Origin of the sequence: Paenibacillus sp. J22TS3 (assembly GCF_018403205.1) — a bacterium.
GTDB lineage: Bacteria > Bacillota > Bacilli > Paenibacillales > Paenibacillaceae > Fontibacillus > Fontibacillus tuaregi.
Window position 1 is genome coordinate 391968 of sequence record NZ_BOSF01000003.1, and the last position, 26371, is coordinate 418338.

The 26371-nt window shown below is 51.3% G+C and carries 23 protein-coding genes; 7 read left to right on the forward strand and 16 right to left on the reverse strand.

What is annotated here, in order from left to right:
* Positions 1 to 4: 4 nt before the first annotated feature.
* From KJS63_RS11455 to KJS63_RS11490, 8 genes are all read right to left on the reverse strand, one after another.
* Positions 5 to 1849 carry a lipopolysaccharide biosynthesis protein gene (locus KJS63_RS11455; RefSeq protein WP_213619257.1) on the reverse strand — a complete coding sequence of 615 codons (1845 nt, stop codon included), beginning with the start codon at positions 1847 to 1849 and terminating at the stop codon, positions 5 to 7.
* Between the two features lie 7 nt (positions 1850 to 1856).
* A complete protein-coding gene (locus KJS63_RS11460) occupies positions 1857 to 2981 on the reverse strand; it encodes a DegT/DnrJ/EryC1/StrS family aminotransferase (protein WP_244862574.1) in 1125 nt (374 codons plus the stop codon).
* Between the two features lie 3 nt (positions 2982 to 2984).
* Positions 2985 to 3563 carry an acyltransferase gene (locus KJS63_RS11465; protein WP_213619258.1) on the reverse strand — a complete coding sequence of 193 codons (579 nt, stop codon included), beginning with the start codon at positions 3561 to 3563 and terminating at the stop codon, positions 2985 to 2987.
* 368 nt (positions 3564 to 3931) lie between these two features.
* On the reverse strand, positions 3932 to 5269 hold the full coding sequence (locus KJS63_RS11470) for a nucleotide sugar dehydrogenase (protein WP_213619259.1): 1338 nt from the start codon (positions 5267 to 5269) through the stop codon (positions 3932 to 3934).
* Between the two features lie 43 nt (positions 5270 to 5312).
* A complete protein-coding gene (locus KJS63_RS11475) occupies positions 5313 to 6326 on the reverse strand; it encodes a Gfo/Idh/MocA family protein (protein WP_213619260.1) in 1014 nt (337 codons plus the stop codon).
* Between the two features lie 221 nt (positions 6327 to 6547).
* Entirely contained in the window at positions 6548 to 7180 is a 633-nt protein-coding gene (locus tag KJS63_RS11480) for a YveK family protein (RefSeq protein WP_213619261.1), read from the reverse strand.
* A 41-nt stretch (positions 7181 to 7221) separates the two neighbouring features.
* Positions 7222 to 8223 carry a polysaccharide deacetylase family protein gene (locus KJS63_RS11485; protein ID WP_213619262.1) on the reverse strand — a complete coding sequence of 334 codons (1002 nt, stop codon included), beginning with the start codon at positions 8221 to 8223 and terminating at the stop codon, positions 7222 to 7224.
* Between the two features lie 188 nt (positions 8224 to 8411).
* The gene (locus KJS63_RS11490) at positions 8412 to 9788 is read right to left on the reverse strand and encodes a glycosyl hydrolase family 28-related protein (RefSeq protein ID WP_213619263.1); all 1377 of its coding nucleotides are present in this window, start codon (positions 9786 to 9788) and stop codon (positions 8412 to 8414) included.
* Between the two features lie 248 nt (positions 9789 to 10036).
* Between KJS63_RS11490 and KJS63_RS11495 the strand changes: the two genes are divergently transcribed.
* Positions 10037 to 10984 carry a hypothetical protein gene (locus KJS63_RS11495; protein WP_213619264.1) on the forward strand — a complete coding sequence of 316 codons (948 nt, stop codon included), beginning with the start codon at positions 10037 to 10039 and terminating at the stop codon, positions 10982 to 10984.
* A gap of 152 nt (positions 10985 to 11136) precedes the next feature.
* Here the strand turns inward: KJS63_RS11495 and KJS63_RS11500 are convergent, their stop codons facing one another.
* From KJS63_RS11500 to KJS63_RS11515, 4 genes are all read right to left on the reverse strand, one after another.
* Entirely contained in the window at positions 11137 to 12024 is an 888-nt protein-coding gene (locus KJS63_RS11500; RefSeq protein ID WP_213619265.1) for a hypothetical protein, read from the reverse strand.
* Positions 12025 to 12232: 208 nt separating this feature from the next.
* Positions 12233 to 13117 (reverse strand): hypothetical protein, encoded by an 885-nt coding sequence (locus KJS63_RS11505; protein ID WP_213619266.1) that lies wholly within the window; start codon positions 13115 to 13117, stop codon positions 12233 to 12235.
* Positions 13118 to 13171: 54 nt separating this feature from the next.
* Positions 13172 to 14617 (reverse strand): sensor histidine kinase, encoded by a 1446-nt coding sequence (locus tag KJS63_RS11510; protein WP_213619267.1) that lies wholly within the window; start codon positions 14615 to 14617, stop codon positions 13172 to 13174.
* Positions 14614 to 15270, reverse strand: a complete 657-nt coding sequence (locus KJS63_RS11515) for a response regulator transcription factor (RefSeq protein ID WP_213619268.1) — start codon at positions 15268 to 15270, stop codon at positions 14614 to 14616. The genes KJS63_RS11510 and KJS63_RS11515 overlap by 4 nt, the downstream gene beginning before the upstream one ends.
* 349 nt (positions 15271 to 15619) lie before the next feature.
* On the opposite strand from KJS63_RS11515, the gene KJS63_RS11520 reads away from it, so the two are divergent.
* A complete protein-coding gene (locus KJS63_RS11520) occupies positions 15620 to 16369 on the forward strand; it encodes a class I SAM-dependent methyltransferase (RefSeq protein WP_213619269.1) in 750 nt (249 codons plus the stop codon).
* A 74-nt stretch (positions 16370 to 16443) separates the two neighbouring features.
* Here KJS63_RS11520 and KJS63_RS11525 read toward each other — a convergent pair whose 3' ends face one another.
* Together KJS63_RS11525 and KJS63_RS26195 are read right to left on the reverse strand one after the other, a co-directional pair.
* Complete coding sequence (locus KJS63_RS11525) at positions 16444 to 16818, reverse strand: DUF4180 domain-containing protein (RefSeq protein ID WP_213619270.1); 375 nt, start codon at positions 16816 to 16818, stop codon at positions 16444 to 16446.
* Between the two features lie 37 nt (positions 16819 to 16855).
* Positions 16856 to 17713, reverse strand: coding sequence for an HNH endonuclease (locus tag KJS63_RS26195; protein ID WP_244862575.1), 858 nt, complete (start codon positions 17711 to 17713; stop codon positions 16856 to 16858).
* Positions 17714 to 18475: 762 nt separating this feature from the next.
* On the opposite strand from KJS63_RS26195, the gene KJS63_RS11535 reads away from it, so the two are divergent.
* Both KJS63_RS11535 and KJS63_RS11540 read left to right on the forward strand, forming a co-directional pair.
* On the forward strand, positions 18476 to 20020 hold the full coding sequence (locus KJS63_RS11535; protein WP_213619271.1) for an alpha-amylase: 1545 nt from the start codon (positions 18476 to 18478) through the stop codon (positions 20018 to 20020).
* 107 nt (positions 20021 to 20127) lie between these two features.
* Entirely contained in the window at positions 20128 to 20307 is a 180-nt protein-coding gene (locus KJS63_RS11540; protein WP_213619272.1) for a CsbD family protein, read from the forward strand.
* 199 nt (positions 20308 to 20506) lie between these two features.
* Here KJS63_RS11540 and KJS63_RS11545 read toward each other — a convergent pair whose 3' ends face one another.
* On the reverse strand, positions 20507 to 21850 hold the full coding sequence (locus KJS63_RS11545) for an MFS transporter (RefSeq protein WP_213619273.1): 1344 nt from the start codon (positions 21848 to 21850) through the stop codon (positions 20507 to 20509).
* 238 nt (positions 21851 to 22088) lie between these two features.
* Between KJS63_RS11545 and KJS63_RS11550 the strand changes: the two genes are divergently transcribed.
* On the forward strand, positions 22089 to 22697 hold the full coding sequence (locus KJS63_RS11550) for a TetR/AcrR family transcriptional regulator (protein WP_213619274.1): 609 nt from the start codon (positions 22089 to 22091) through the stop codon (positions 22695 to 22697).
* A 180-nt stretch (positions 22698 to 22877) separates the two neighbouring features.
* On the opposite strand, the gene KJS63_RS11555 is transcribed toward KJS63_RS11550, so the two are convergent.
* On the reverse strand, positions 22878 to 23882 hold the full coding sequence (locus tag KJS63_RS11555; protein ID WP_213619275.1) for an iron-hydroxamate ABC transporter substrate-binding protein: 1005 nt from the start codon (positions 23880 to 23882) through the stop codon (positions 22878 to 22880).
* Between the two features lie 263 nt (positions 23883 to 24145).
* On the opposite strand from KJS63_RS11555, the gene KJS63_RS11560 reads away from it, so the two are divergent.
* A complete protein-coding gene (locus KJS63_RS11560) occupies positions 24146 to 24763 on the forward strand; it encodes a TetR/AcrR family transcriptional regulator (RefSeq protein ID WP_213619276.1) in 618 nt (205 codons plus the stop codon).
* A 42-nt stretch (positions 24764 to 24805) separates the two neighbouring features.
* The gene (locus tag KJS63_RS11565) at positions 24806 to 26080 is read left to right on the forward strand and encodes an MFS transporter (protein WP_213619277.1); all 1275 of its coding nucleotides are present in this window, start codon (positions 24806 to 24808) and stop codon (positions 26078 to 26080) included.
* Positions 26081 to 26371: the final 291 nt, after the last annotated feature.

The following is a 26371-nucleotide window of genomic DNA, read 5'->3' on the forward strand; positions in this document are numbered from 1 at the left end:
CTGGTTACCCTCGTTCCTTCTTAATTTGATCTGGGTTAAGTGGTGTTGGTGTATCCAGAAGTGCTTCAGTGTCATTCGGCCTTCCCGGTAGAATTTCTGAGAATTCCCGGGACTCCGTGAGCACCTCTGAAAATGGTTCCGGGACTGTGCCAGCCTCCGCTAGGCCACTGACTGGCACTCGCGCCAACACTCCCGACGATTCGGCAGGTGTATTGAGTTCAGGCCCCAGCAGCCCATTTCTCTGGCGTGCGGCCTGAAGAATCTGGCGTGCCGCATCCGCGTAAGTAATCCGCTGACCTGACCGCGCCAGCCCCATTTTCCGCTGTTGTCTGAACCATCTCCACTGTGCCAACTGCACATCGACGCTCTCCTGCTCTTGGCCATTCTCGTGCTCCCGATCTTGCTCCTGCTCTTGCTCCCGATCTGCTTGCTCCTGTTCCTGATCTTGCTCTTGTCCGCGCTTCGGGTCTGCCAACATCACACCCTCCGCCAGCCTAAGCTGCTCTCTTGCATCTAATCCGGATTCCTCAAGTCCCCCAGATACAGCAGCAACTGCTTCAGCCCGAGCTGTGACTTCGTATTTCTTGATCGATAGCCAGGACATGCCCAGATGGAGCACATAACCAAGCGTTGAGGCCGCACTGAAGAACAGGATTGCCATATCCGCCGACTGGTGGGTATACAGGGCAAGACCCAGCGCTCCTGCAATCAGAACGGTCCTGAAGATCTCGCGGTACAAGTGCAAATCCTGCCTCTCCATGACATCAATGGTGCTGCCCACGGAGTTCGCAACGAACTGGCTCAAATACATGACCGACAGAAGCCGGATGATCTCCCCGGACTGTCTCCAAGCGTCCCCGAACAGGAAGGAGAAGGCTGAAGGACCTACTGCGAAAAAAACAGCTATAATGACCAGTCCCAGCACAAATACATGCCTTACCGTTTTATGGAACAAGGGGGACAGCCTGGACGGGTCCTTCAGCATGTATTCCGACGACTCCGCTAAATACACATTGCGGACAGAGCTCATAATCAAGGTCATAGGGGAGCCGAGAATCCGCTGGCCCAGTGCGAACCAGCCGGCCACATGGGCCCCATAGAAGGCCGCAAGCCATATGGCGGGAAGGTAAATGCCCACACTGTTCAGCACGTTCGAGGCGAGGGACAGCTGTGGAAACCGCCTGTAACGGTAGGCGCTATCCTTAAGATCATGCCAGCCAAGCACGATGGAGTCCTTCCTCATATCCCCTCGCCACCGCCTCCACTGAGGGAGCAGTCCACCCAGGCGCCCGAGGATATCCCCCACAATCAGACCAAGCGGACCAAGGCCGAAGAGGCTGAGGCCAATTTGGGAAGACACCTGACCGATGCTTTGGGTGTATTTCGTCCGGGCCAGCATGCGAAAGTGTTTTTTGCGGACCAGCCAATAATTCAAAATTTGATAACTTCCGGCGAAGAACAGGCTCACTGCAAATAACAGGGAGTAGTGTGGAAGATCCCTATCCTGCAGCCAGACCGCCAGCGGCTTCTGAAGCAGGAAGATCGCCAGGCCGCTCACCACGCTGACACCGCTGCATATTAAGAGACACAGACCCAGCACGCTGGAGGACGTCCTGTCGTCTTCGGGCAGGGTCACGGCGCTTTCATAGGAGAAGGAGACCAGCATCAGCAGGATGCCGATGACAGACAGATAAATTGAATAAGTGCCATATTCTGCAGGGGTGTATAACCTGGTTACAAGCGGCAGTGTCGCCAGGATGATCAACTGGCTGAACAAGGTCCCTCCAGCCAGCACCAGAACACTGCGCAGAAATTGATCCAGGGCTAATTTCCTGAAGTAATTCAGCATGCGGCCTTTAGCGCAGAGCCTCGATTATGGAATCGGCAACCAGCTTCTGAACAGCAGGATCGATCATCGGTCCAATCGGAATCGATAGGACCTCCGAAGCCAGCCGTTCGGAGACCGGAAGACTGAGGCCCAGATACCTGTAGACAGGCAGCCGGTGAACCGGCACCGGATAGTAGACCATGCTGCTGATGCCTTTCTCCTCAAGCTTCGCCTTCAGCTCATCCCGTCGGCCATCCAGTACACGGATCGTGAACTGGTGATAGACATGACCCGCATAATCTGCTTCGGCCGGCAGCACAATTCCCTGTGCTCCGTCCAGGAGTGCTCTGTACCTGTCTGCCGCCACCCTGCGGCCTTCATTCCACTGGTCGATATAAGGAAGCTTCACCCGCAGCATGGCAGCCTGAAGCTCATCCAAGCGGGAATTAAAGCCGACCAGCTCATTCATATATTTCTTCTTCGAGCCGTGGGTTCTCAGCATGGCTGCCCGCTCTGCGAACACTGCATTATTCGTGGTAATCATTCCGCCATCGCCAAAAGCCCCCAGATTCTTAGAAGGGAAGAACGAGAAACAGCCAAAATCGCCGATCGTCCCCGCTCTCCGGCCTTTATACTCCGCTCCAAAGGCCTGCGCAGTGTCCTCAGCCACATATAAGCCATGCCGGTCCGCCAGCTCAAGCACACCATCCATATCCACCGGATGACCGAACAAGTGAACAGGGATAATCGCCTTGGTCTTTGCTGTGACCAATTCCGCAGCCTGATCCAAATCCAGATTGAATGTCGTGGCTTCCACATCGGCGAACACAGGCACCGCTCCAACCTGGCTGATCGCTTCAGCCGTGGCAAAGAAGGTGAATGGGGTTGTAATCACCTCATCCCCGGGTCCAATCCCACTGCTGAGCAGCGCCAGCACCAGCGCATCCGTGCCCGAATTCAGAGCCACCGCGTGTTCAACCCCTAGATATTCAGCGGCTTCCCGCTCAAACTGCTTCACCTGCTCACCCATGATGAACGTGCCCTTGTCTAGCACATCCTCCACCGCACGCATCAGCTGCGGCTTCAATTGCTTCATTTCAGGACCGAGATCAAGTATCGGTATACGGTTCATTGTTACAGGCGGCTGTTCCATTCACTACACCTCTTTCATTTTGTGAACCCTATCCTGGTCCAGCTTATATTCACGGCTGCATGAGCAGACCGCCAATGTACCACCAAATTCAAGCGTTAAACCACACTCACACACCCAGCCGATCCGCTTGGCCGGCACACCCGCATAGAGCGCATAGGGCGGCACATCCCGGTGAACGACCGCCCCCGCAGCCACCAGCGCCGATTCGCCAATAGTAACTCCGCAGACAATCGTAGCGTTGGCACCGATGGATGCACCCTTCTTGACCACGGTTCTTCTGTAATCCTCGGAGGTGTTGCGGGGAAAAGCCGATCTTGGCGTCAGCACATTCGTGAACACCATGCTGGGCCCGCAGAAGACGTTGTCCTCAAGATAAACTCCCTCGTAGACAGAGACATTGTTCTGAATTTTTACCCCGTGCCCTATGTTCACATGGTTGCCGATATATACGTTCTGCCCTAGACTGCACCGTTCACCAATGACCGCGGTGGGTGAGACATGTGAGAAGTGCCAAATTTTCGAATCCGTACCAATCTCTGCTCCTGGGTCAATAACGGCGGTGGGATGGGCGTAATAAGTCATCTATCACCAGACTCCTTTGAACTATTTCTCTGCATTATAAGTTGAACAAAAAGTTGTACGGATGGAGGCACCTGGATGAATTGCTCTTTGGGGTCGCTGTCCACAAATTTCTAAATCTATATAAAATGAACTTATGAAGGTTACCCTTATGAGGCGCTGCGATGCCGAGTGTTCTTACGCCCGCTGTTGTCTCCGAAATCCTTGAAATAGATATCCAAGTAGGGGCATTTCGGAGACAAAGGCGGACGCTCAACTTCTTCAGAATCACTCGGGATCGAAACTGAGAGAGGTTAACTTTGAAAGTTCATTTTATATAGTTCAACTTCTATAGGCCGCGTTCACTGCCTGATCTTCCGAAGGATGCTATTTTAGAGAAGCTCGTAGCGGAGTGGCTTGCTCCATCCCTGCATCGCATTGCGGGTATCGAACAAGCAGCGGCTTGCCGCACCCACCATCTCATAATCAAAGCCGGAATGATCCGTAGTAATAACTGTGATATCCGCCGCCGACAACCGTGCCGGAGTCAGTTCCATACATTCATAATCCCGTCCCCGATGACGGAAAGCGCGGATATGGGTATCACTGACCCATACCTCAGCCCCCCGATCTTCAAGCAGTTCAATGATGTGGAGAACCGGAGATTCCCGGTAGTCATCAATATCCTTCTTATAGGCCACACCCAGCAGATAGATGGTGGAACCGCTGATCGGCTTCTTCTCCCGGTTGAGAATCTCCCCGATCTTCTGAACAACAAACTCAGGCATGGCATTGTTGATCTCCCCGGCCAGCTCAATCAGACGGGTGTGGTAGTTGTACTCCCTTGCCTTCCAGGTCAGATAGAACGGGTCGATCGGAATACAGTGTCCACCCAGTCCCGGCCCCGGGTAGAAGGCCATGAAGCCGTAAGGCTTGCTCTTGGCGGCATCAATCACCTCCCAGACATTGATGCCCATCCGGCTGCACAGCACCGCCATCTCATTAGCCAAGGCAATGTTGATATGGCGGAACGTGTTCTCATAGATCTTCTCCATTTCCGCAACAGACGGGCTGGAGACGACATGTACGTGTCCGTCGAGGACCTCGGCGTACAGGGTCTGAGCCACTTTGGAACAATCTGCGGTAATCCCGCCCACTACTTTGGGTGTATTCTTCGTGTTGAACAGCTTATTGCCCGGGTCCACCCGCTCTGGTGAATAAGCCAGGAAGAAATCCTCCCCGCACCGGAGTCCAGCCCCCTCAAGGATCGGCCTGACCAATTCCTCCGTTGTGCCCGGATAAGTCGTGCTCTCCAGCACCACCAGCATGCCCGGGTGAAGATATCGGGCAATTTCCCGGGCCGAGTTCTCCACATAACTGGTATCCGGCTGCTGGTACGTGTCCAGCGGGGTGGGTACACAGATAGCCACCGCGTCCGCTTCCCTTAGAAAAGAATAATCCGAGGTGGCCTGAAGCCGGCCGCTCTGGACAAGACCTCTAAGGTCCTCATCGATCACATCGCCAATATAGTTCACACCGCTGTTGACCATGTCGATCTTGCCGGCCTGAACATCGAATCCAATAACCCGGTAACCGGCCTTGGCCTTCTCCACCGCCAGCGGCAGCCCCACATAACCCAGGCCTATCACTCCGATGACCGCTGATCTGTTCAGCAGCTTCTCTGTCAATGCCGCGCTGTAATTCTGAAGCCTGGTGGATTCCCCCTGCATGATTAAGCCTCCGTCCTTATAAATAGATACTCCCTGAGTGAGCTTACGTGTGAATTTCTTCTCTTTCGGCGGAAGCGATAATATCGTGCACAAGCTGTACGGCCCGGATTCCATCATCCACGGTCACCGCGGGGTCACGGTCGTCCTTGATCGCGTTCACCATATCCTCGATGATCCGCTGATGCCCCGGTATTCCATACGGGTCCTGCTCCACACGCTGGATAACGCGGTCAATTTCACCAGGTGTCATCGAGGAGCACTTCCAGTGCTTGATCCAGTTGGCGGTCGCTCCGCCGATGACAACATAACCGTTCTCTCCGAATACACTGATCGATTCCTCAAGATTGTGCTCATACACCGTGGTCGCTGCCTCCACAACACCCAGCACACCGCTCTCGAACCTCAGCGCGGCAACCGCCACATCCTCGGTCTCGATCCGTCTCAGCCGGGTGTCCGCCAGTGCTTGAACCCGGGCTGCCGGGCCGAACATCCAGAGCAGCAAATCCAGGCTGTGAATCGCCTGGTTCATCAGAACCCCGCCATCCATAGCCCGCGTTCCCCGCCAAGGCGCCTGGTCATAATAAGCCTGCGACCGGTTCCACCGGACGGTCGCGTTCACGTGGCTGATTTTGCCGAGAAGGCCTCCGTCCAGCGCCCATTTCAGATACCGGATAGCCGGCCGGTAGCGGTTCGGATGAACAACCGCGGCTTTGACCCCGCTGTATCTGACGGCCTGCCGAATCGTCTCTCCGTCCTCGGCCGTAAGGGAAACCGGCTTCTCGATAATCAGGTGCTTGCCCGCCCTAGCTGCCTGCTCTGCCAGCCTGGCATGGATACCGCTTGGCGTGCAGATGCAGATCAGATCAATCTCCGGCAGCATCTGAAGCATCTCTGCCATTTCTGTGAACACAGGCACACCGACACTAAGCTTGAATTCGTTCAGCCTGGACATATCCGTGTCACATAAAGCCACAAGCTCTGCGCCTTCCGTATTCCGGATTGCTTCGATATGCTTACGGGCGATATGCCCGCACCCCACTATGGCACAACGTATCATGCTCTCTCCTCCATATTTCCATATATCCAGGTATATAAGTTGAACTATGAATTTACAGGTAGGGCAGCCGTGTGAAATGTTCTTCCGATCGCTGTTGTGCCCAGATTTCTTGATTAAATTTATTAAGGTAGAACTCTCGGTCACAAAGGCGAACGCTTCGCTTCTCCAGAATCATTTCACACTATTGCCTATTAGCAATTCTTAAGTTCAACTTATATAGATCAAGCTGTCTTCTCCATGCCTCCCGGAGTAATCCGGCTCCTCTTCCGCAGCAGGCGCCGCTTCTCTAGCAGCAGGGAGATGCTCATGGCCGCGAACAGGCCGATCAGACCGCCCAGCGCCAGATTGAACATTTTCCTGGGACTAACAGGAACAGATGCCTGCTCCATGTCTCCATAATCCAGAACCGATACCTTGGCACTTGAGACGATTCCCTTTGATTTGGTGATAAAGGCATCGGCAAAAGCATTCACTATTGCCACCGCGTTCTTCGGATCACGATCCGTCGCATACAGGTTGATGACCAAGGTGCCAGGATCGGTCCTTACCTTGATTCTGTTCAAAAGCTCAACCGTCGTTTCCTTCAGGCCCAGCTTCTTCTTGACTTCACCCGCCACAACCCTGCTCTGGATCGCATCCTCGTAGGTCTTGGTGAGCATTTGGCTGGCCAGGAACTCATTGTAGGTTCCCGACTCGTTACTGGATGCGATATTGGCCATTAGGCTGGCTGCAGCCTTATACTGCGGCTGAACGAGCATATTGATGAGGTAGGCGCCGCCCACACATACCACAATGGTGAGTAGGCCAGCAATGTAATGTCTCCGAACAGATTTGACTAGAAATGCGATATTCATGGTTCTTCCCACCTTACCTAATCTTCGTGGTTCATAACTCCTTAAGATTCCCCGCTCAGAAGATGCTCGCTCAGCTCCTCCATATTTCTGCTCTCCATCCCATATCGGGAGTTCAGCATCTTATAGTGGTCGATGATCCGGGCAAGCAGCCTGAGATTACGATTGTAGGGATCAACGAGATTATAAGGATGGCACCATAGATGGTAGATCTGCCGGTGTTTAGCCGCATAGGTCATCCCCGTAAGAATCCGTCTCAGCCGCAGCGGCTCAAGCAGAGCCAGCTTCCTCGAATACGAACGCAGGAAATGGCTTGCAGGCACATTAAGAGGCACCTCGCGGCCCAGCTCTTCCGGAGCGTAAGTATGAAATCCTGATAAATTGAAATAAGTGTCCATCAAGCGGAGCACCCGTTTGAGAAAAGGATCATGCGTACTATAGCCTTCCTTGTACAGGGCATGCGGCGGGTTTCCCCGGTAGGCATAAATCCCTTCCCCGGGCAGCAGCGGCAGATACTCTGGGTTAACCTGATTGCGTGGAAACACGATGCTTCCCACCCGGATGTCCTGAAGTTCTGCCACCCGGACCGCGGCTTTCAGATCAGCCCGAAATGCCTCTAGGTCTTGTCCCTCTTCCCGGCAGTAGTAATGGGAGAAAGTATGTGTGGAGATTCGCTGATAGCGGGTATTATGAATTCTGCGGATCAATGATAGGCCATAGTGGTCAGGGTCCTCCTGCTCATCTTCGCCCAGCCCTGCCCCAGCGATATGGGGATAGGGGGACAGCTGCTTGTCAATGTAGGCAGGAAGCGGAGATGGCAGCTGCTGCTTCATCTGCTCCTTATTCTCGGAGAATAGGAGCCCTACGGTCGCCCAAGTGGCATGAATGCCCTCCTGCTCGAACATTTCGAGCACTACCGGGATAATTTCCCGCTCCCGGGCAAAATGCTTCCGGTAATGGCTAACCGGACTGACATCCCGCAGACCCCAATACAACTCGAAGTCCAACGACATAACGAATAGGCCGTGATTAAGCGTATGTATCAATGCATGAACCAACCCGCTCCCTTGTCCTTTTTCACTACAGCTAACATAGGCAGATCAGAACAGGCCCCTTAAGTATTGTCAGGTCCTCATCATGGCTGCCGTGTAGTTCATAGATATACAAAAAAGGCGGCCTTTATGCCAACAAAATGCAATCGGCATAAAGACCGCGGTTAGACGCGCATATATGATCAAGTCCGGATCGTTACGTTGTGGTTCGTTGGGGCAAGCTGGATTTTAAACGAAGAGGCGGTTATGGAGTTCCCTCCAAGTGCCAGATTCTCCTGGGTGTAACCATTAAGATAGGTGGACAGATCAATTCCCCCACCGTTTTTCATAATGATGACATTGTCCTTGATCACTCCAAAGTCGGCGTTCTGCCAGGTCCAGATGGCTCTCTCCCCGTTCTCGATCCTGTTGTTCTTGATTGTGAAATTATAGATATTTCCGAGCCGGATGGCGGTTGTCCCCTTAATTGTGCTTTTGCTGCCCATAATGATCCTGTTATTTGAAATCACCGTGTTCTCCACCGTCTCGAAAGCGCTCACCTCAATGGCCGCATAGAAGCTGCCCACTCCATCAATAAGGTTGTCATAAATAATATTGTGGCTGCCGTACACGCTGATGGCGGAGAACATATCCGGGGCCAGCTTGCCCTTGTTCGTACCCTGGTAATAGTTGTTGTTAAGATAGGAATTCACAATGTGATTCCCGCTCACCTTAACGCCCTGGGCGTAGATTTTCATTCCGCGCTTTGCACAATACTCCAGCAGATTTCCCGCAATCAGACTGCCGGTGTTCTGCCCGTTATTCTGATCCATAGCTGGGTCCTCATAATAAATCCCATCCCCGTCATCCGCCGGGCCCACATGGTGAATGTGCGAGTTGGTGATCTTCACCTGCTTCGCCACTATTTCATCCGATCCCCAGGTGGTGGTGATGTAGATCCCTCTGGCAATCATGCTTCCGCCAATGTTATTGATGGCATATATATTTTTCACTTCGCAATCGTTCACTGTAATCCCGCTCGTATTGCCGTAGATGACTATACCTGCCGCGATTTCTGAATAGCCGTCATCCGATGGATTGGTACTCTGGGTCGCATTCGAGACCATCACTCCATTCACGTTCACGTTCTGGGTCCCGCCGCCGATCACAAGGACACGGTTCACCTTATTGTTGCCGTCCATACTTAGGTTGCTGATCTCCACTTCGCTGCCCGTTACGCGGAGGAGCTCCCAGGCAAATTTCTTGCCCGAAGCCTTAAGCACCGAATCCGCACCCTGACCGACAAGCTTGGTTCTACCGCCGACGATCAGCGTTTTGGCCGGATCAATCAGGTATGTTCCTTTGGGGAAAAACACGCTGACCCCCTTGCCCGCTGCCTGGTTCAAAGCCTTCTGGATATAAGGCGTATCATCATTCCGTCCATTCCCCTTGGCCCCAACCTGCCTTACATTGATGACACTGTCTGTACCAAACTGGCTGATCATGGCCTGCTGAACATTGCTTCCCGAGTTCGCCATAGCCAGAATGGCCACGACCATCTGCTTGAAGAACTTCTTCACCTTTCATCCCTCCATGACCGTTATATAGGCACATAAGCATCTGGCTCAAATAACCTGCTTCTCCTGTCAGATTGTCTATATCCAAATTCTAACATCCGTCGAAACGTATAAAAATCAGTATTGGCCTATTTTACGCTCCTTAAGCAGCCCTTCCGCTTCATCGTCATAAACCTGCGGATGCGGAAATATACATGCTGTATGGGAGACAAGCATGCCTAATCTTGGAAGATGGGAGTGTATGGACCAACATGTATGATGCTAATCTGCTGGAGCGTTGGGCGGAGTTCAACCGGCAAAAATGGGGCTGCCATGCGGTGATGCGCAGGTTCCAAGCGCCCCAATCGGACAACAGCTGCGAGAGCCTGTTCTTCTTCAATCGGCGCGGGAAGCTGTATCTTCCGCCCCTGAATTCGTATCACCCGACCCTGTTCCACCCTACGTCAACAACCAAGCCCCACCGGATCAGCACCCAGTGGCACGAGGCCGCCGAGCTGATGATTCAGGAGATGAGCGGGGTAGCCGGAACAGCAGGCTTCTGCCTGCCGCCGGAGTTCACCGATGTCCGCCCGTTTATCTGGCACGGCTTCGAGGTCAGTGTGAAATACACCTATTACCTGGACTTTCCTTTTATGCTGGAAAAGGCAAGCGGGGATATCCGCGGCCGGATCAAAAGGGCCGCCTCAGAAGGTTATTATTCTCAGCGATCCCGAAATATGAAGGATGTGCATGAGTGCCTGCACGGTACCGAATCCCGGCAGGGCTTCTCCCACAACCTTACTCTGGAAGACCTGGAATCTGCCCAGGAACTGCTCGGCGAAGAGGCCTTCCGCTGTTATGTGTGTTATTCGAAAGATGGCGAGCCTGTCAGCGCAAGCGTGGTGCTGGTGCTGAATCAAGAGCGTGGTCAGGGCTGGATCTCCGGCAGCAAGGTCGAGCATATGAGCAAAGGCGTGGTGCAGCATCTGCAAAGTTTCCTGCTGCAGGACCTGTCGGATGGCGGGATGGCCGGCTTTGATTTCGCCGGAGCGAACATCCCCTCGGTAGCTAAATCGAAGGCGCCCTGGGGGGCCTATCTGGTCCCTTATTATGTGATCAAGAAGCGCGGCTTCAAAGACGTGCTGCGAATTGCCTGGAGCTGGTGGCAGTTCGGCCAGAGCCATCGCCATCTGCCCAAAGCAAAGACGCCATCCGGTTAGGGTATGGCGTCTTTGGGGGATGTGCTGAACAGGCAGCGTTCACCGCGCTAATGATCAGCTTTGGTCTATGATTTTTCTTAAATTACGCTCATTTATTCCATTCTGGCAGAATTGAAATGGGGCTCCTGTTATTCTTTGAGTCCGGTCAATGATTATTTCCCGCTTTCCGGAATCTTGCAGCAGGGAGCTTCCGCCCCATCTGCTATCGGCTGCTCCCAGCTGCCATCATATCCTGACGGGAAATGTTGATACCCCATCGCTTCTCGTTTCGGTCCTGCTACACGGATTACGGAATCCGAACCATCGGAAAGCTTGCATAAAACAACTACGCCTTCCCCAGGATTGCCATACAGCACTTTGCTGCCAGTGACAGTCACATGCTCTGGTAGAAGGCGTGTGACCTGCTTCACAGCTGCTTTGATCCATGCCCGGTCACCCAGGTTCTTATTTTCCACCTTTATAACACCGGCAGTTCCCCAGCTCATATCCATCAGCGATCCTGTGACCGAATCTATGGAAACATGATAGCCTCGGGTTTTGTCTGAGCTCCGAGGTTTGCCGATGATAAAATACCAAATGTCGTATTTAGACGCCCATCCGCGTTGGAAATTCGCTTCTACCGTATATCCAGTCAAGTCAATCGCATAGAATTTCTTAAGAATATCCACCGCATAAGTTGCAGCTTGAGCGGCGGTCATATCCTTATCTCCTGGAGTTTTGTCAGCCCATAATCTATTATATTCCTCATCAATCTGTTCCTGGGTATGCCCTGGATTGGCCTGCTTCAGGTAAAGCTTATATGACTTCTCCTCTTCAGGGGTATCCTTTGATTTGTCAATCAACGTGTAACCTCCAGGCGTGACCGTGTTGGCCTTTGTCGGGGTCGATTCCATCTTGACATTCTCTGCATTTAGCTTCGCATTGTCTGGCAGACCATGATTTAAAGCAACTACCAATGCGAATCCGCCTCCAATGATCATTAGACCGGCCGCCACCAGAACCCACAAGTTCTTAGATAAGCCCTTCTTCAACTTGTCCATCTGTAAAAACTCCTTTATTTTAGCTTTACAGCCTCTCCCTTCGCTGTAAACCCATCATATTTCAGCGGACATTTGAGAGTATTCAGCAGGTTGTAAAGAAGTCGTAAAACTCAATCGTGCCGTCGTTCCTTCCCTCCGCAAAATGATGATCAATAGCTCGACCCCAACTTTATACTACCCTGCCCTTTCCTTATTCCTAAGTCAATGCTTATTTCCCGCTTTCCGGAAGCTTGCAGCAGGGAGGTTCTGCCCCATCTGCTGCCGCCTGCTCCCAGCTTCCATCGTATCCTGACGGGAAATGTTGATAATATTTTAGCTCCCGTTTTGGGCCTTGTACAAGGACTACGGAATCCGAACCATCGGAAAGTTCGCATAAAACAGCTACACCGGTTTCAGAATTACCAATGAGTCCTTTGCTGCCAGTGACAGTTACATGCTCCGGAAGAAGACGTGTGACCTGTTTCACAGCTGCTTTGATCCATGCCCGGTCACCCAGGTTCTTATTTTCCACCTTTATAACAGCGGCAGTTCCCCAGTACATATCCATCAGCGATCCTGTAACCGAATCTACGGAAACACTATAGCTCCGGGTTTTGTCTGATCTCCGAGGTTTAGTGATGCTAAAGTCCCAAACGTCTTTAGACGTCCATCCGCCGGAGAATTTCGCTGTTACCGTATATCCGGTCAAGTCAATCGCATAGAATTTCTTAAGAATATCCACCGCATAAGTTGCAGCTTGAGCGGCAGTCATATCCTTATCTCCGGGAGTTTTGTGAGCCCATAATCTATTATATTCCTCATCAATCTGTTCCTGGGTATGCCCTGGATTAGCCTGCTTCAGGAAAAGCTTATATGACTTCTCCTCTTCAGGGGTATCCTTTGATTTGTCAATCAGCGTGTAACCTCCAGGCGTGACCGCGTTGGCCTTTGTCGGGGTCGATTCCATCTTGACATTCTCTGCATTTAGCTTCGCATTGTCTGGCAAACCATGATTTAAAGCAACTACCAATGCGAAGCCTCCTCCAATGATCATTAGACCGGCCGCCACCAGAACCCACAAGTTCTTAGATAATCCCTTCTTTAACTTGTCCATCTGTTAAAACTCCTTTATTTTAGCTTTACAGCCTCTCCTTCCGCTGTAAACCCATCATATTTCAGCGGACATTTGAGAGTATTCAGCAGGTTGTAAAGAAGTCGTAAAACTCAATCGTGCCGTCGTTCCTTCACCCGGTTGTGAAATCAGTTGGAGCTCCGCTTCATGCAGGCGTGCGATTTCCCGGCAGAGAGTCAAGCCAAGCCCTACTCCTCCCGAATTCCGGGAACGCGCAGAATCTACCCGATAAAAGGGCTCGAACACGTACTGCAATTGCTCCTCCTGCATGCCCATCCCATAATCCCGAATCTCCAGCACCGATACCGGATTCCCATAGGTATACATCTCAATCACCGAGCCATCCGTTGAAGCTTTGGCTGCGTTCTCCACCAGATTCAGAAGCAAGGACTGAAGCAGCACCACATCACATGTCAATTTGGCGAGCTCGGAATCGGCATGAAGTGTCAGACGAAGCTTCCGCTCCTTCAGAACCAGCCCCGCCATTAGCTTCACTTGGGAAAAGATCTCCAGAACCCCAATCTCCTGCAGCTCAAGACAATGGTTCTTGGCCAACGACAGATCCAGAAGCTTGAACGCCAGATTCTTGATCCGATCAATCTCGCGAATCATATGATCCGCCGCCTTGATTCGATTCCGCTCGTGAGTATTGGCCCCTTGTAAGTACTCGGCATATCCGCGAATGGCCGTTAATGGCGTACGCAGCTCATGAGCTAAATTATCAATTAACCGCTGCTTGTCCCGCGCATTGCGGTCCAGCTCATCCATTTTATCTTGTATGCTCTCCGCCATCTGATTGAAATTTTCAGCCAAATCGTGAAATTCATCCTTTCCCGGGACCTGGATACGACTATTGTAGATGCCGTCAGAGAGAGTACGGGTTGCACTTTGAAGGATGCGGATAGGATGCGTTAGCTTGCGTAAGAACAAGAACAACACCAGCGATAGTGTAATTTCGACTGCGATGCTGACAATGACGAGATACCAGGTCAGCTGAACGTTGGCCTGATAGAGCTCCGTCAGATCCCTCACATAAACCAGATCATTTCCTTCCAGCTGTCCTCCGATTTTCCCTGAAATGATCAGATAGTGAATGCCGCTGCTATTCTTCACCCGCATTGTATAGGCTTCTTGTTCGGGCTGTTCCTTGGACAATCCCACATCTGCCGGAATATTTGAGAATATCATCTTGTCTGTTCCCCTTAGGCCCAGGAACACCCTCTGCCTCCCATAGTAATCTGCATAAGATTGCATGAGACTCTCGTAGTAAGCTTGGGAAGGCTGCCCCTCCCATCGGTAGTGAATACTGTTGATGGAGTCATTCAAACCGTTAATAATGAAATGATATTCTCCTAAGGCCCGGTCCGTGTCCCGCTTCAGGTTAAGATCAAAGCTGTACCGGGATGTCAGATATAAGGAGATGTCCAGAGAAATAATAAACACCAGCAGAATACCCACGAACGCCTTCTGCCAGAACTTCACGAGTCCACCTCCAGCCTATAGCCCAACTTGTAGACGGTCTTAATCCGGTGTTCCCAATTGAGCTTCTTGCGCAGCTTCTGAATATGTACATCCACTGTCCGCGTTTCACCACTATACTCGTAGTTCCACGCCAGCTTGAGCAGCTTTTCCCGGGACAATGCAATATTCTTATTCTTGATGAGGATCTCCAGCAGTTCAAATTCCCGTAGGGTCAGATCGACCTCGCTTCCGTTTATCGTCACAACCCGGCTGTCCAGGTTCACTACCGTATCGTCCAGTGCAAAAAGCTGCATTGACCGGTTCGTCCGCCGCAGTACAGCTTCAATCCGGGCCAGTAGCTCAATAGTTTCAAAGGGTTTCACAATATAGTCGTCAGCCCCCAATTGAAGACCCTTAACCCGGTCTGTCAGGTTGCCCATGGCGGTCAAGAAAATGACCGGCGTATTCTTCGGAACAGATGAGATCAGTGTGAAACCGTCCACTTCAGGCAGCATAATATCCATAATGATCAGATCGTAGCGATTCTCTTTCATGTAACATAATGCATGCTGGCCCCCATAGACCTGCTCACAGGTATGCCCGACCAGCGTCAGATTCATGGCGATTAAATCATTAATTGAATTTTCGTCCTCGACAATCAGCAAATGTGCCATAGCTACCTCCACTTCCACCCTCATTTTACCATTTCGGCCCAAATTTCGTTGTAAAAGAGTTGTAAAAGGTAGCCTGCTGATTCCTATCACGGCAACCACATTAACCACCTGTGACGACAGCCTTTCTTGTGCTCCAATGCCCCAGCACGATTGGTTATTGTTTAGAAAGTCTATCCAAGCTATAGTTAAATCAATTCTTTCAATGAGGTGAAGCAGGATGCTCTTCCGTATCGTTCGAGATATTTAGTTTCCGGGCTGGAGAACAACGCGTACCAGCCATCAAGGGGGAAGTCTGCCCTTTTGATCTTATGGAATCTAAATGCAGAATGAGAAAGGCGGAAGATATCAAATGAATCCAGCAGAATATAAAGAGTTTTATAATAGAGTCGGTCGAATCAACGGATGGGATTTCAGCAAAATGAAATATACTTCTGAGGGAGTAGAATGGGACTTTTACGATAAAGTGAGGAAGGCCAGCAATAAATCGGATCTATTGCTTGACATCGGCACAGGCGGTGGGGAAGCTGTACTATCCATTGCTGATTCCGCACTTCTTCTAGTGGGAATTGACCAGTCTTCGGGAATGATCAAAACTGCTTTAGAGAATGCGGCTAAATCCCGGATACCCAATGTGCGTTTTCTTAGGATGAACGCTGAAAAACTGGAATTTCCGGAGAACTTCTTTAATGTGGTCTCGTGCAGACATTCGGAATTCAATGCCGAAGAAATCTCCAAAGTCTTGGTAGAAGGCGGCCTATTTCTCACACAGCAGGTAGGCGAGAACGACAAGGCCAACCTGAAAGCAACTTTCGGGAGAGGGCAGGCACTTGGAATAAAGTCAGGAACGCTAAAGAATAAATATGTAACTGAATTGTACGAAGCAGGTTTTACTGATGTTCAATCTTTTGAATATAACGCCACGGAATACTATGAAACGGCTGAAGACTTCGTATTTCTGTTAAAACACACTCCGATTATTCCTGACTTTGGACGGAAGAAGTCTGATCTTTCAACCCTCCAACAGTTCATAAGGGACAATAAGACCACCCAGGGAATTCGCACAAATTCAGAGCGCTTTATGATCATTGCCCGGTTGTAAGAAAGGTTAGCAATATGCCAGAAGGATACCCATGTACCGGGTATCCTTCTTCACTTTTAATGTATACGATGTTCTTACCACGCACTCGGAATCCGGTGAAGCTCATCCAGAGCTTCTGCTTCTGTTTTCTTGAACAGCACTTTATCGCCTTGATTGCATTCATAGATAAAATCGTTCAAGCTCTTGCTGGTGTATCCACTAAAATCACCGACAATAGCCAATCTGGCCCTATAGTTCGTATACTTTTGCAGGATTTCGCCCGCAAGCTTTGTCTTTAGCTCAAAAAAGTCTTCAGTAATGTTTTCTTTCCTGAGCAAAATTTTGTCACACCCCTGATATTTGGCGTTCATCATGACATCCAATGCGTCATTTATGTTAGATATCACAAGCTGGTCGCTTGTAATGACGGCGACTTTGGAGTCATCCCTCTGATTTACCGTGATTTCCATTAGTTAATCCGATCCTTTCCGACTGGCTCATCCTAACTTATATTTCGCCAGTTCTCTTCATAAATTCCTCCGCGTCCTTATCCGCCTTCATCTGATTGCACAGATTGCAGGCGCAGACACAGTTGTCGGGCGTTGTGTGCCCGCCTTTGGCACGGGGCAGCAGGTGATCGATGGTATCCCCCGGTCCGCCGCAGAAGTAGCAGATGTAGCGGTCCCGGTTCAGGATATACCGGCGGAAGCCCTTGCTGGTGTAGAGTCGGCGGATCGTGTGGGGATTCACTACGACGGCCGCCTTCTCCTCTACAAGAACCTTCGCCAGCTCCAGATCAATCTCCTGCTGCCAGCCCTTGCCGCTGTCTGTCCGCCCGCGCATGCGGATCAGGCCCTGCCGATTCGGCCGCAGGGCCGAGGCATCCGCCGGGCTTACCGGCGGGGCCCCGCTTCCCCTGCGGGAAGCGCCGGGTGCGGCCCCGGACGGCCGGCCTCCCGCGGCAGGCATCTGCCGGCGGGCACCCGGCTGCTGCGGCGTACCTCCAGCGCCTGCCGCCGCACCGCCGGCCCCGCCCGCGGGGGCCTTAGGCCGCGGCTTTGCGGCAGAGCCCGGCCCTTCGCCAGGGCCTACACTCGCCTGCCCGCCCGGCCCTGGCGGCGCCGCCTCCCGGCCAACATCTGCAGGCCGGGTCAGCTCCGCTGTCGCGCCAGCCAATTCCGGCCGGGACGGGCAGGACGCGGCTTCCCGCGCGGCCGCCTTCAACCTGCTCCGGCAGGAGCGGCAGGCACCTCGGCGGGCACCCGGGGCGGTGCCCTTGCCTGTACGCCGCCGGAACTCTGTTACCGGCTTAAGCTCATGGCAGTATGCACACTGCTTGTATGTAGTCGGTTCATTTGATGTCATTGTGTGCTGACGTGAAGAATGAGCACTTCAGCGTCTTTTTGTTCACCTCATATTTATATATTTTAAATCCTGTTCCTTACTTGTGGTTACTCAATAAGCTGTATTTTCTCGTGCAATCCCATCTTCCTGCCAATCTACCTTATAAATTTATACCACTTATCCAGGTTGCTGAAGCTGCCGCGAAGTCAGGTCACCTCACCGCAGCGGCCGGCACCCTTTGAGCTGTACCCTGAACTTGGGGAACACATCTCTAGTCCGGTCGCCTGACAGAACCGTCATCACAAGCGAAGCAAGTGTAATTATAAGTATGAATAGTATAAATATACATGATTTTCACAAAATAACCACTACATATTGCAGACAGCGGAAATTAGCGGGAGGTTGCGTCAAATCAACCTTGTCCGATTCCATTTCCTGTATTGCTGATCCTGATGCCTCCTTTCCCGGCTCCCAGCTTTAAAGAAAGTAGGTGTGGCCTCTTTTCCTCTTCTATAACTTCACCCCATCACAAATAGCAGTACCCTATTTGGAAATCCTTTCTGCCAAGCCTCTTTTTTCGCATTTCGCATGCGCGAAGTTACCCGCGGGCAGTGTAGCGTTGCAGGGCGCTCCTTGAGCCCGTCTCCCCCGCCCACTTCCATTAAATTGAAATTCTTCTGCCCAATTCTGTGCTTGCTGGGTTAAATCTTAGGTCCGAATGGGTAATGCTTAATTATGCAGGTTTAGGTGCAGACTGCTGCATCGATGGAGGAGGAATCCAATTTGAAAAGAAATCATACGATTATGCAGTTTTTTGAATGGCACGTTGAACCGGACGGCATGCATTGGAAGCGGCTCGCTGAGCGGGCTCCCGAGCTCAAGGCTATCGGAATAGACGCGGTATGGGTACCGCCGGTCACCAAAGCTATTACAACTGAGGATACCGGCTACGGCGTGTATGATCTATATGACTTGGGTGAATTCGATCAGAAGGGAAGCGTGCGGACCAAATACGGCACCAAGGAAGAACTGATCAAGGCGATTGCCACCTGCCAGGAGAACGGAATTCTTGTCTATGTGGATCTGGTTATGAATCACAAGGCCGGGGCTGATGAGACGGAGCGGTTCGAGGTCGTTGAGGTGGACCCGAACAACCGGACCGAGGACATCTCCGAGCCTTTCGAAATTGAAGGCTGGACCAAGTTTACTTTTCCGGGAAGAGGCAACACCTACTCCCCTTTTAAATGGAACTGGGAGCATTTCAACGGTACGGACTACGATAACCGAAAGGGCCGAAGTGGCATTTTCCGCATTCATGCGGAGAACAAACAATGGGCGGAGAACGTCGATGACGAGTTCGGCAACTATGATTACCTCATGTTCGCCAATATTGATTACAGCCACCCGGATGTACGTCGCGAGATGCTGGAGTGGGGCAAGTGGCTGGTAGATACGCTGCAATGTGGGGGATACCGCCTCGATGCCATCAAGCATATCAATCATGATTTCGTCCGGGAGTTCGCCACGGCGATGAAGAAGAAGCGCGGTGAGGATTTCTATATTGTCGGTGAGTTCTGGAAAAATGAACTGGAAGCCTGCCGGGACTTCCTAAATACGGTCGATTACAAAATCGACCTGTTCGACGTCTCCCTGCACTATAAGCTGTTCGAAGCATCCCACGCGGGGAGCTCCTTCGATCTGACAACGATTTTCCACGATACTCTTGTAGGTTCTCATCCGCTCAATGCTGTTACCTTCGTGGATAACCACGACTCCCAGCCGGGCGAAGCGCTGGAATCCTGGATTGAAGACTGGTTCAAACCTAGTGCCTATGCGCTGATTCTGCTGCGCAAAGATGGATATCCTGTTGTCTTCTATGGCGATTATTATGGCATTGGAGGCGACCATCCTATCGAGGGCAAGAAGGAAGCGTTGGATCCTTTGCTCTGCGCCCGTTATAACAAGGCCTATGGGGATCAGCAGGATTATTTCGACCACCCGAATACCATAGGCTGGGTTAGAATGGGTGTCCCTGAGATTGAGCGCTCTGGTTGCGCGGTGATTATCTCTAACGGGGACGATGGTGAGAAGAACATGAACGTTGGAGCTCACAGAGCAGGTGAAGTTTGGATTGATCTGACCGGCAACAGGGAGGAGCAGATCACAATTGGCGAGGATGGCTCCGCAGTGTTCACGGTCAATGGCGGCAGTGTCTCCGTCTGGGCCCAGCCGGATGAGGATATTCAGCCCGGGGACGAAATCCAGCCGGGGGATCTGATCTGCGGACATGCGGATGACCGGGATGCCTGGACAGAGGAGCAGCTGTGATATCCTGCATGGAAATCGGTCAGTTCTCTGAACGTCAGAGCTAAGCTGATTAACAAGGCTCCAGATGGGGTATTAATTTCTACACTAACTGTAAGGAGTTGTTCCAAATGAGCCACGATAACGGACTTGGTGATAAAATCAAAGGCAGCGTGTCCAAAGCCAAGGGCGAGCTGAAGGATCAGATTGGCAACGCCACAGACAATGCATCCCTTCAGGCCGAAGGCAAAGCGGACAAAGTGAAAGGCGAGATCCAACAGAAAGTCGGCGAATTCAAAGACAGAGACTAACAGCGCTGCCTGACTTCTGAGTATAAATTCCGGCGAGAACGACAGAGTGATGCCTTCCCAAAAGCAAGTAATACTTGCAGCAGAGCAGGCGTTCATTCTCGGAGCCTTTCGAACACAAACCGAACGCCTAGACAAAGGAAGGGGCCGTCTTTTCAGACGGCCCCTTTTCTGTTTGCTTTTTATATAGGATAACCCTCTCTTACGTCTGTGCAGGCAGGTCCGTCTGGGTCTCTCCGGGAACCGCCGCCTGATCATTTTTGTACCGGCGAATCATTACATAGCCTGCTGCGGCAGCCAAAGCAAGCCCAGCGTCCACGGCGATTAGAAGCTGATAGCTCCTCATATAGTCGTATAGAATGCCTCCCAGCAGGGCCCCGAGAATACCGCCCCCCTGGTGGAACAACAGCAGAATCCCCACCATCCTGCCCTTGGCTCCTCCAAGCTGATCCGCGATCATCAATCCTCCTGGCACCGCCCCTAAATACGTTATTCCAAAAGACAGGGCAAAGAGCACCGGTGATGCCGGGAAGTGGGCAAGCAGGATCATAAAGCTGAACACCCGGATTCCATAAAGCATGAACATTACATAAGGCTTGTTCCAACGGTCCAGGAGAAAGCCGAAGGCAAATGAGCCTGCAATCTCCATAACACCTAAGACTGCCATAGCCGCGGCAATCGTTGTATTGGGCACGTTCGCCTCTTGATGTATGGCAACGAGGTTCATCTCCACAGTGCCCATATTGAAGCCGCAGGTGAACAGTGCAAAGCCGATCGTAAGAAGAATGGCGAGCTGGGTCCTCCCCAGAACCTTCAGCCGGGACTTTCTTTCACCGGGTACGGTTGTATCTGCAGTATTGCCTTCCCTGCGCATATTTGCACCTACAGTCTTGCCTTCCCCGGTAGTCTTGCCTTCCCGCGTAGTCGTGCCTTTCCCCGTCTTGGAAGCTCCCTCAATCCTTGGATTGCGGATAAACAGCAGAATTAATGGCAGAGTCACAACCAGCCCCAGTATGCACGAGGCGAGAAAAGTAACCTTCCAGCTGATCCATGAATTCTGTGCAAATATCGGTGTACATACGGCAAGACCAATGGAAGATGCGCTCTGAATGAGCGCGATAGCTTTGGCGCGGTGCTTGTCGAACCAACCGAACAGCAGCACATAGGTCGTAGATGCCCCAATTCCCGCAAGACCTGCAATAATGCCGTATCCTGTGAAAAAGACCAGCGGAATATGGCCGAGATAGACCGTCCCGGTTCCCGCTACACTGAGCAGTGTGCTCAGAATCATGACCCTCTTCGCGCCAAAGCGGTCAACCAGCCATCCCCCCAGCGGAGCGCAGAGGGCCGCAATAAACAGATTCGTTGACCAGGACAGCGAGATGAACCCCCGGCCGATCCCTAAGTCAGCCGAAATCTGAACCTGGTAATAGGCCATAATAAAGCGCGACAGCGCGCCGATGAATCCAACAATCCATAATACCCCAAGTCCAATCCAGACATTGCTGCGTCCTTTATGGACAGAAGCCTTTAACCATTCCAGCATCGTTCCCTCTCCTTTACTTCTCTTTATCACTTGCGCATGATGGATATGAGATGAACGTGTATGAAATGGTTTGACTTTGGATGCCGGTTCAAGTCATAATAATCTTGCTGCATAAAAGATACCGATCGGTCTCTTTTATGATAGCATAAGATTTCCAGTTGGCAATACCGGCCCGAAATTTTCTGCAGTATCATTCCATGAACGTTTATAGACTCTATGTGTTACGGGGGGATTATTTATGACCAAAGGAGAGCAGACACGCCAGTTCATCATCATGAAATCTGCGGAGCTGTTCAACCAGCGCGGATTTGCCGGCTCATCCCTTTCAGATATTACGCTCGCTACTGGTATTAAGAAAGGCGGGCTCTACCGACATTTTACCAGCAAGGATGAAATTGCGGTTGAGGCTTACAATTATGCGAGCCAGGTTGTCGGCGGCAAATTCGCAGCTGCCATCGAGCAGGAAACGACCGCCTATGATAAGCTTATGGCCTACTTCCACGTATATAAGAATGTCACCAATGAACCGCCTTTCATCGGCGGCTGTCCGATGCAGAATACCGCTGTAGAGTGTGACGATGCCCATCCCCTGCTCCGACTCAAGGCCCAGGAGAGCTCCAGCGCTACACTGAAATCCATTAGGGAGATCGTTCAGGATGGGATAAACAGCGGGGAGTTCCGCAGTGATCTGGACCCTGATGCTGTTGCCTCCTTCACCCTGTCCCTGCTGGAGGGCAGCATCATGCTGAGCAAGCTGGAAGGGACGAACAATCATATGCAGCTCAATCTAGCAAACTACTCTAATTACCTGAAGATGTTCTGTTTGAAAGATCACCCGCCAGCTTAAAATAGCAAATAACCCGCCAGCTCTGTGTGATCCTTCACACAAGCGGATTGAGCAGTCAGCGGAAGCCTCTCCGCTTGACCATTCAATCCAAGAGCTGACGGGTTATTGTTCTGCCCTACCTATTTCCATCTCTACTCATACGTTCGTTACTTATACCTGTTCAATCGTTACTAATAATCGTTATTTGACCAAATATTTCACAGCATCATCGATGATCTTGCCGCCTGCAATTGCTCCGCTGTACAGCCAGCTGCTCGATTTGCTGATCTCGAAGACATGTCCTTCCTTGACTGCCGGAATCCCCTTCCACACGGGGCTGTTCAGTGTGTCATCGGCCCCCTGCCCCTTGTCACTGTTGACGAGGAAGATATAGTCGGCCTTCAAATCAGCCAGCTTCTCCAAGGTAACCGGGTTCCAGCTTGCACGCTTGTCGGCCGGGATATCCGTCACCAGATTTGGCGGTTGGATGCCCAAGTCCCCGTACAATACGGCGCCACTGGATACGCTCTGGTCAACGAGATAGAAGTTCTTCTGAGTCAACCACAGAATAGCTGCGGATTTGCCACCGATAGCCTTGGATATGTTCTCCTTGGCCTCCTTAGCTTTGGTATCATAATCGCTGATTGCCTTCCTGGCTTGATCCGTTTTATTGAGAATTTCACCAATCTTCAGCAGCGCCTGGCGCCAATCTTTATTGACCGCGTCACCAAGCACATAAGTAGGCGCGATTTTGCTGTACTGTTCATATAAGCCCTTCTGAACCTGAGCTTCGGAACCGATAATGATCAGATCCGGGCTCAATCCAAGAACAGATTCCACGGGAAGGTCATAGGAAATCGTTGGAATGCCCTTCAGATCAGTCTGCAGATAGTCTTGAATCCCCTTAGCCACAGACCACTGGGCAACTGGCTTTACTCCCAGTGCAGTCAGGTGGTCCTCCAGATATGAGGCGAGCACCCGCTGCGGATTTGCAGGAATCTTCACCTTATGCCCCATCGCATCCGTCATTTCTTTCTCCTTGGGCTCAGCAGCGCTTTGTTCAGACGCGCCCTTGTCCGGTGTGGTTGATGAGCTGCCCGAGTCAGATGCTTTGCTTCCACAAGCGCTTAGAAGCAGGGCTACAGCCAGCAGGCTGATAAACAAAAGCCCAAATTTGCGATTTGTTTTCTTATAATAATGGATCATGATGTCCTCCCGGTCGTCCAATTTTATAAGGTAATGATAATGAGAATTATTATCATTGTCAATACTGTTGTTCCACAATTATCTACGAATTACCGCGAAGAACCGGTAAAAAAATTTTCCATACCCTCTTGCAAAATGAACCGTGTGTCATTAATATAAATGACACACGGTTCATTTATTTTATAACCTAGGATTGGCGCAATTCTCTACTACCGTGCATCTGCCCATGCACGGTGGAAATCCCGATACAGAAAGGTGATCCTATGTCCCCCAAAATTTCAGATGAAGTCAAGCAGCAGCGAATTAACATGATTCTGGACGCGGCCGAGCGGGTTTTTATCCGGCACGGCTTCGATCTCGCCACGATGAAGAATATCGTAGAAGAGACCCAAATGAGCCGAGGCTGGATTTATCTTTATTTTCAAACGAAGGAGGAGATCTTTGAAGCCCTTATCGAGAAATACGAGCAGCAGAACGAGCAGCTCTTAAGTGAGCTTATGGCCCAAGCGCCCACGGGCTGGGCGGCACTTGAGACTCTTCTGAACGAACAGAAGAAGGATATGCTCACCATAGAGAACAGCTTGGCTTCGGCTTATTATGAGTATTTCCTAGCCGGCTACCGGGATGAGAAAAGACGTATGCGCCTCATCAGACGGTACGCGACTGGTATAGACTATGTATCCCGTCTGCTGAAGGCCGGAGTGGATAAAGGCGAATTCAAGCCTGTTCATCCGATCGAACTGATCGCGAAGATCATCACGTCCCATATAGAAGGTGTCATGTCGCATTCGATGGCTGTAGGTGCCGAGGAGGCTCAAGCCTATGAACAGCTTGACGCTATGATTCCTCTCTTCAAAGCCCTGCTTGGGGTAGACGAGTAAGCTCATCTGCAGCTTAACTTTATAAGGAAATGAGGTTTTTTCATGCAGCTCTTTAAGAATATGACCTTTACAAAAATGTTCCTGGCCAACTTCACCTCCCAGCTGGGTACGGTCGTGGGTAATATGGCCTTTGTGTTCTACCTTCTGGATCACTTCAGCAGTCAGCCATCCTATGCCTCTATTGCGGAACTGATGTACTCGCTTCCCACGCTGGCAGTGTTCCTGTTCGTCGGTGTGCTGGCAGATAAGCTTGACCGCAAGCGGATTGCCATGAACAGTGACTGGATCCGCGCAGGGCTGACCGTTATTCTGCTGCTCGTTCTGCATCAGGGCTGGATTGCGGCAGCCTTTGCCATTTTGTTTCTGCGCAGTGCGGTTTCCAAATTTTTCGCGCCAGCTGAGACCAGTCTGCTGCAGGGCATCATGAAGGAAGACCAATATGTTCAAGCTGCCGGATTGAACCAGTCTATCATGGGGATTTTTATGCTGTTCGGAACAGGGCTTGGTTCTATTGCCTATAACTATCTTGGAATTGAGGGTGCAATTATCATCGATGGAGCCAGCTTCCTCATTTCAGGGATGTTGATTGCAAGATGCCGATTCGAGCCAGAGGTGCGGCTCCCGAACGGTCCGGCCAAGCTCAAGGACTTACATATCCGGGTCATTGCCCAAGAGTTCTGGCAGGGCTTCAAATATATTCGTGCCAACAAGCTGCTGCTTGCCATTATTTCCGGATTTCTCGTATTTGGTGTGATCAACGGTGTGTTCTCCGTGCTCCCGATCTTCACCATGCGGTATAAGCTGAGCCCAGAGCATTACCAGACTTACTCGGCGCTGCTCACCGTCTTTCTCGGGATCGGATTTCTGATTGGAAGCTCGATTGCCGCCGTGCTCATTCAAAAGTTCTCCAAGGTCACCGTACTGATCAGCGGCCTGATCCTATCTGCTCTTCTCACCTTCCTGCTTGGCATGATGGACGGCATTTGGATTTATATGGCCCTGGTCTTAATCACTGGGCTCATTCTGGCTCCAGTTAATGTGGTCTTTGGCGGATGGCTGCCGGAGCTTGTGGACCCGAGCAGCATGGGCCGCGTAAGCGCCTGGATCGATCCGCTGATGATGCTGGGACAATCGGTATCCTTGGGGCTCGTGGCTGTAGCTTTTCCTCAATATGTAACCATTGAATCGCTCTATATGGTCCTTGGATTCTGTATCCTGGCGGTCAGCTTGTATTACTGGGTGATCCTGCCCTCGCTGAACCGTAAATATCAGTTATCGCGGTCCGAATCTCCGGGAATATCAGCCGCTGCCGAATAACACACTTCTAACGAAGAAAAGATTGCTGAGCTAGAATTCACCTCAGTTGACGTTCAGATGGCTGCGGCGCGCTCCATTTAAGAGACTTGTTTTCATTAAAAAGTGTGTGTTCTTGGCGATTCAGACAGCAAGGTTGGTGGTAAATAATCTGAGCCGGGAGCCCAGCCGGAGCAGGCTTCCGGCTTCTCTAACTGTGACGATTTTGTGCGTTTTCATCTTATTCTAAGGTTGGGCGCATATAATGAACCTACGTCATCCCACCCGAGCAGGCACCTAGCCTGTTATGTAACC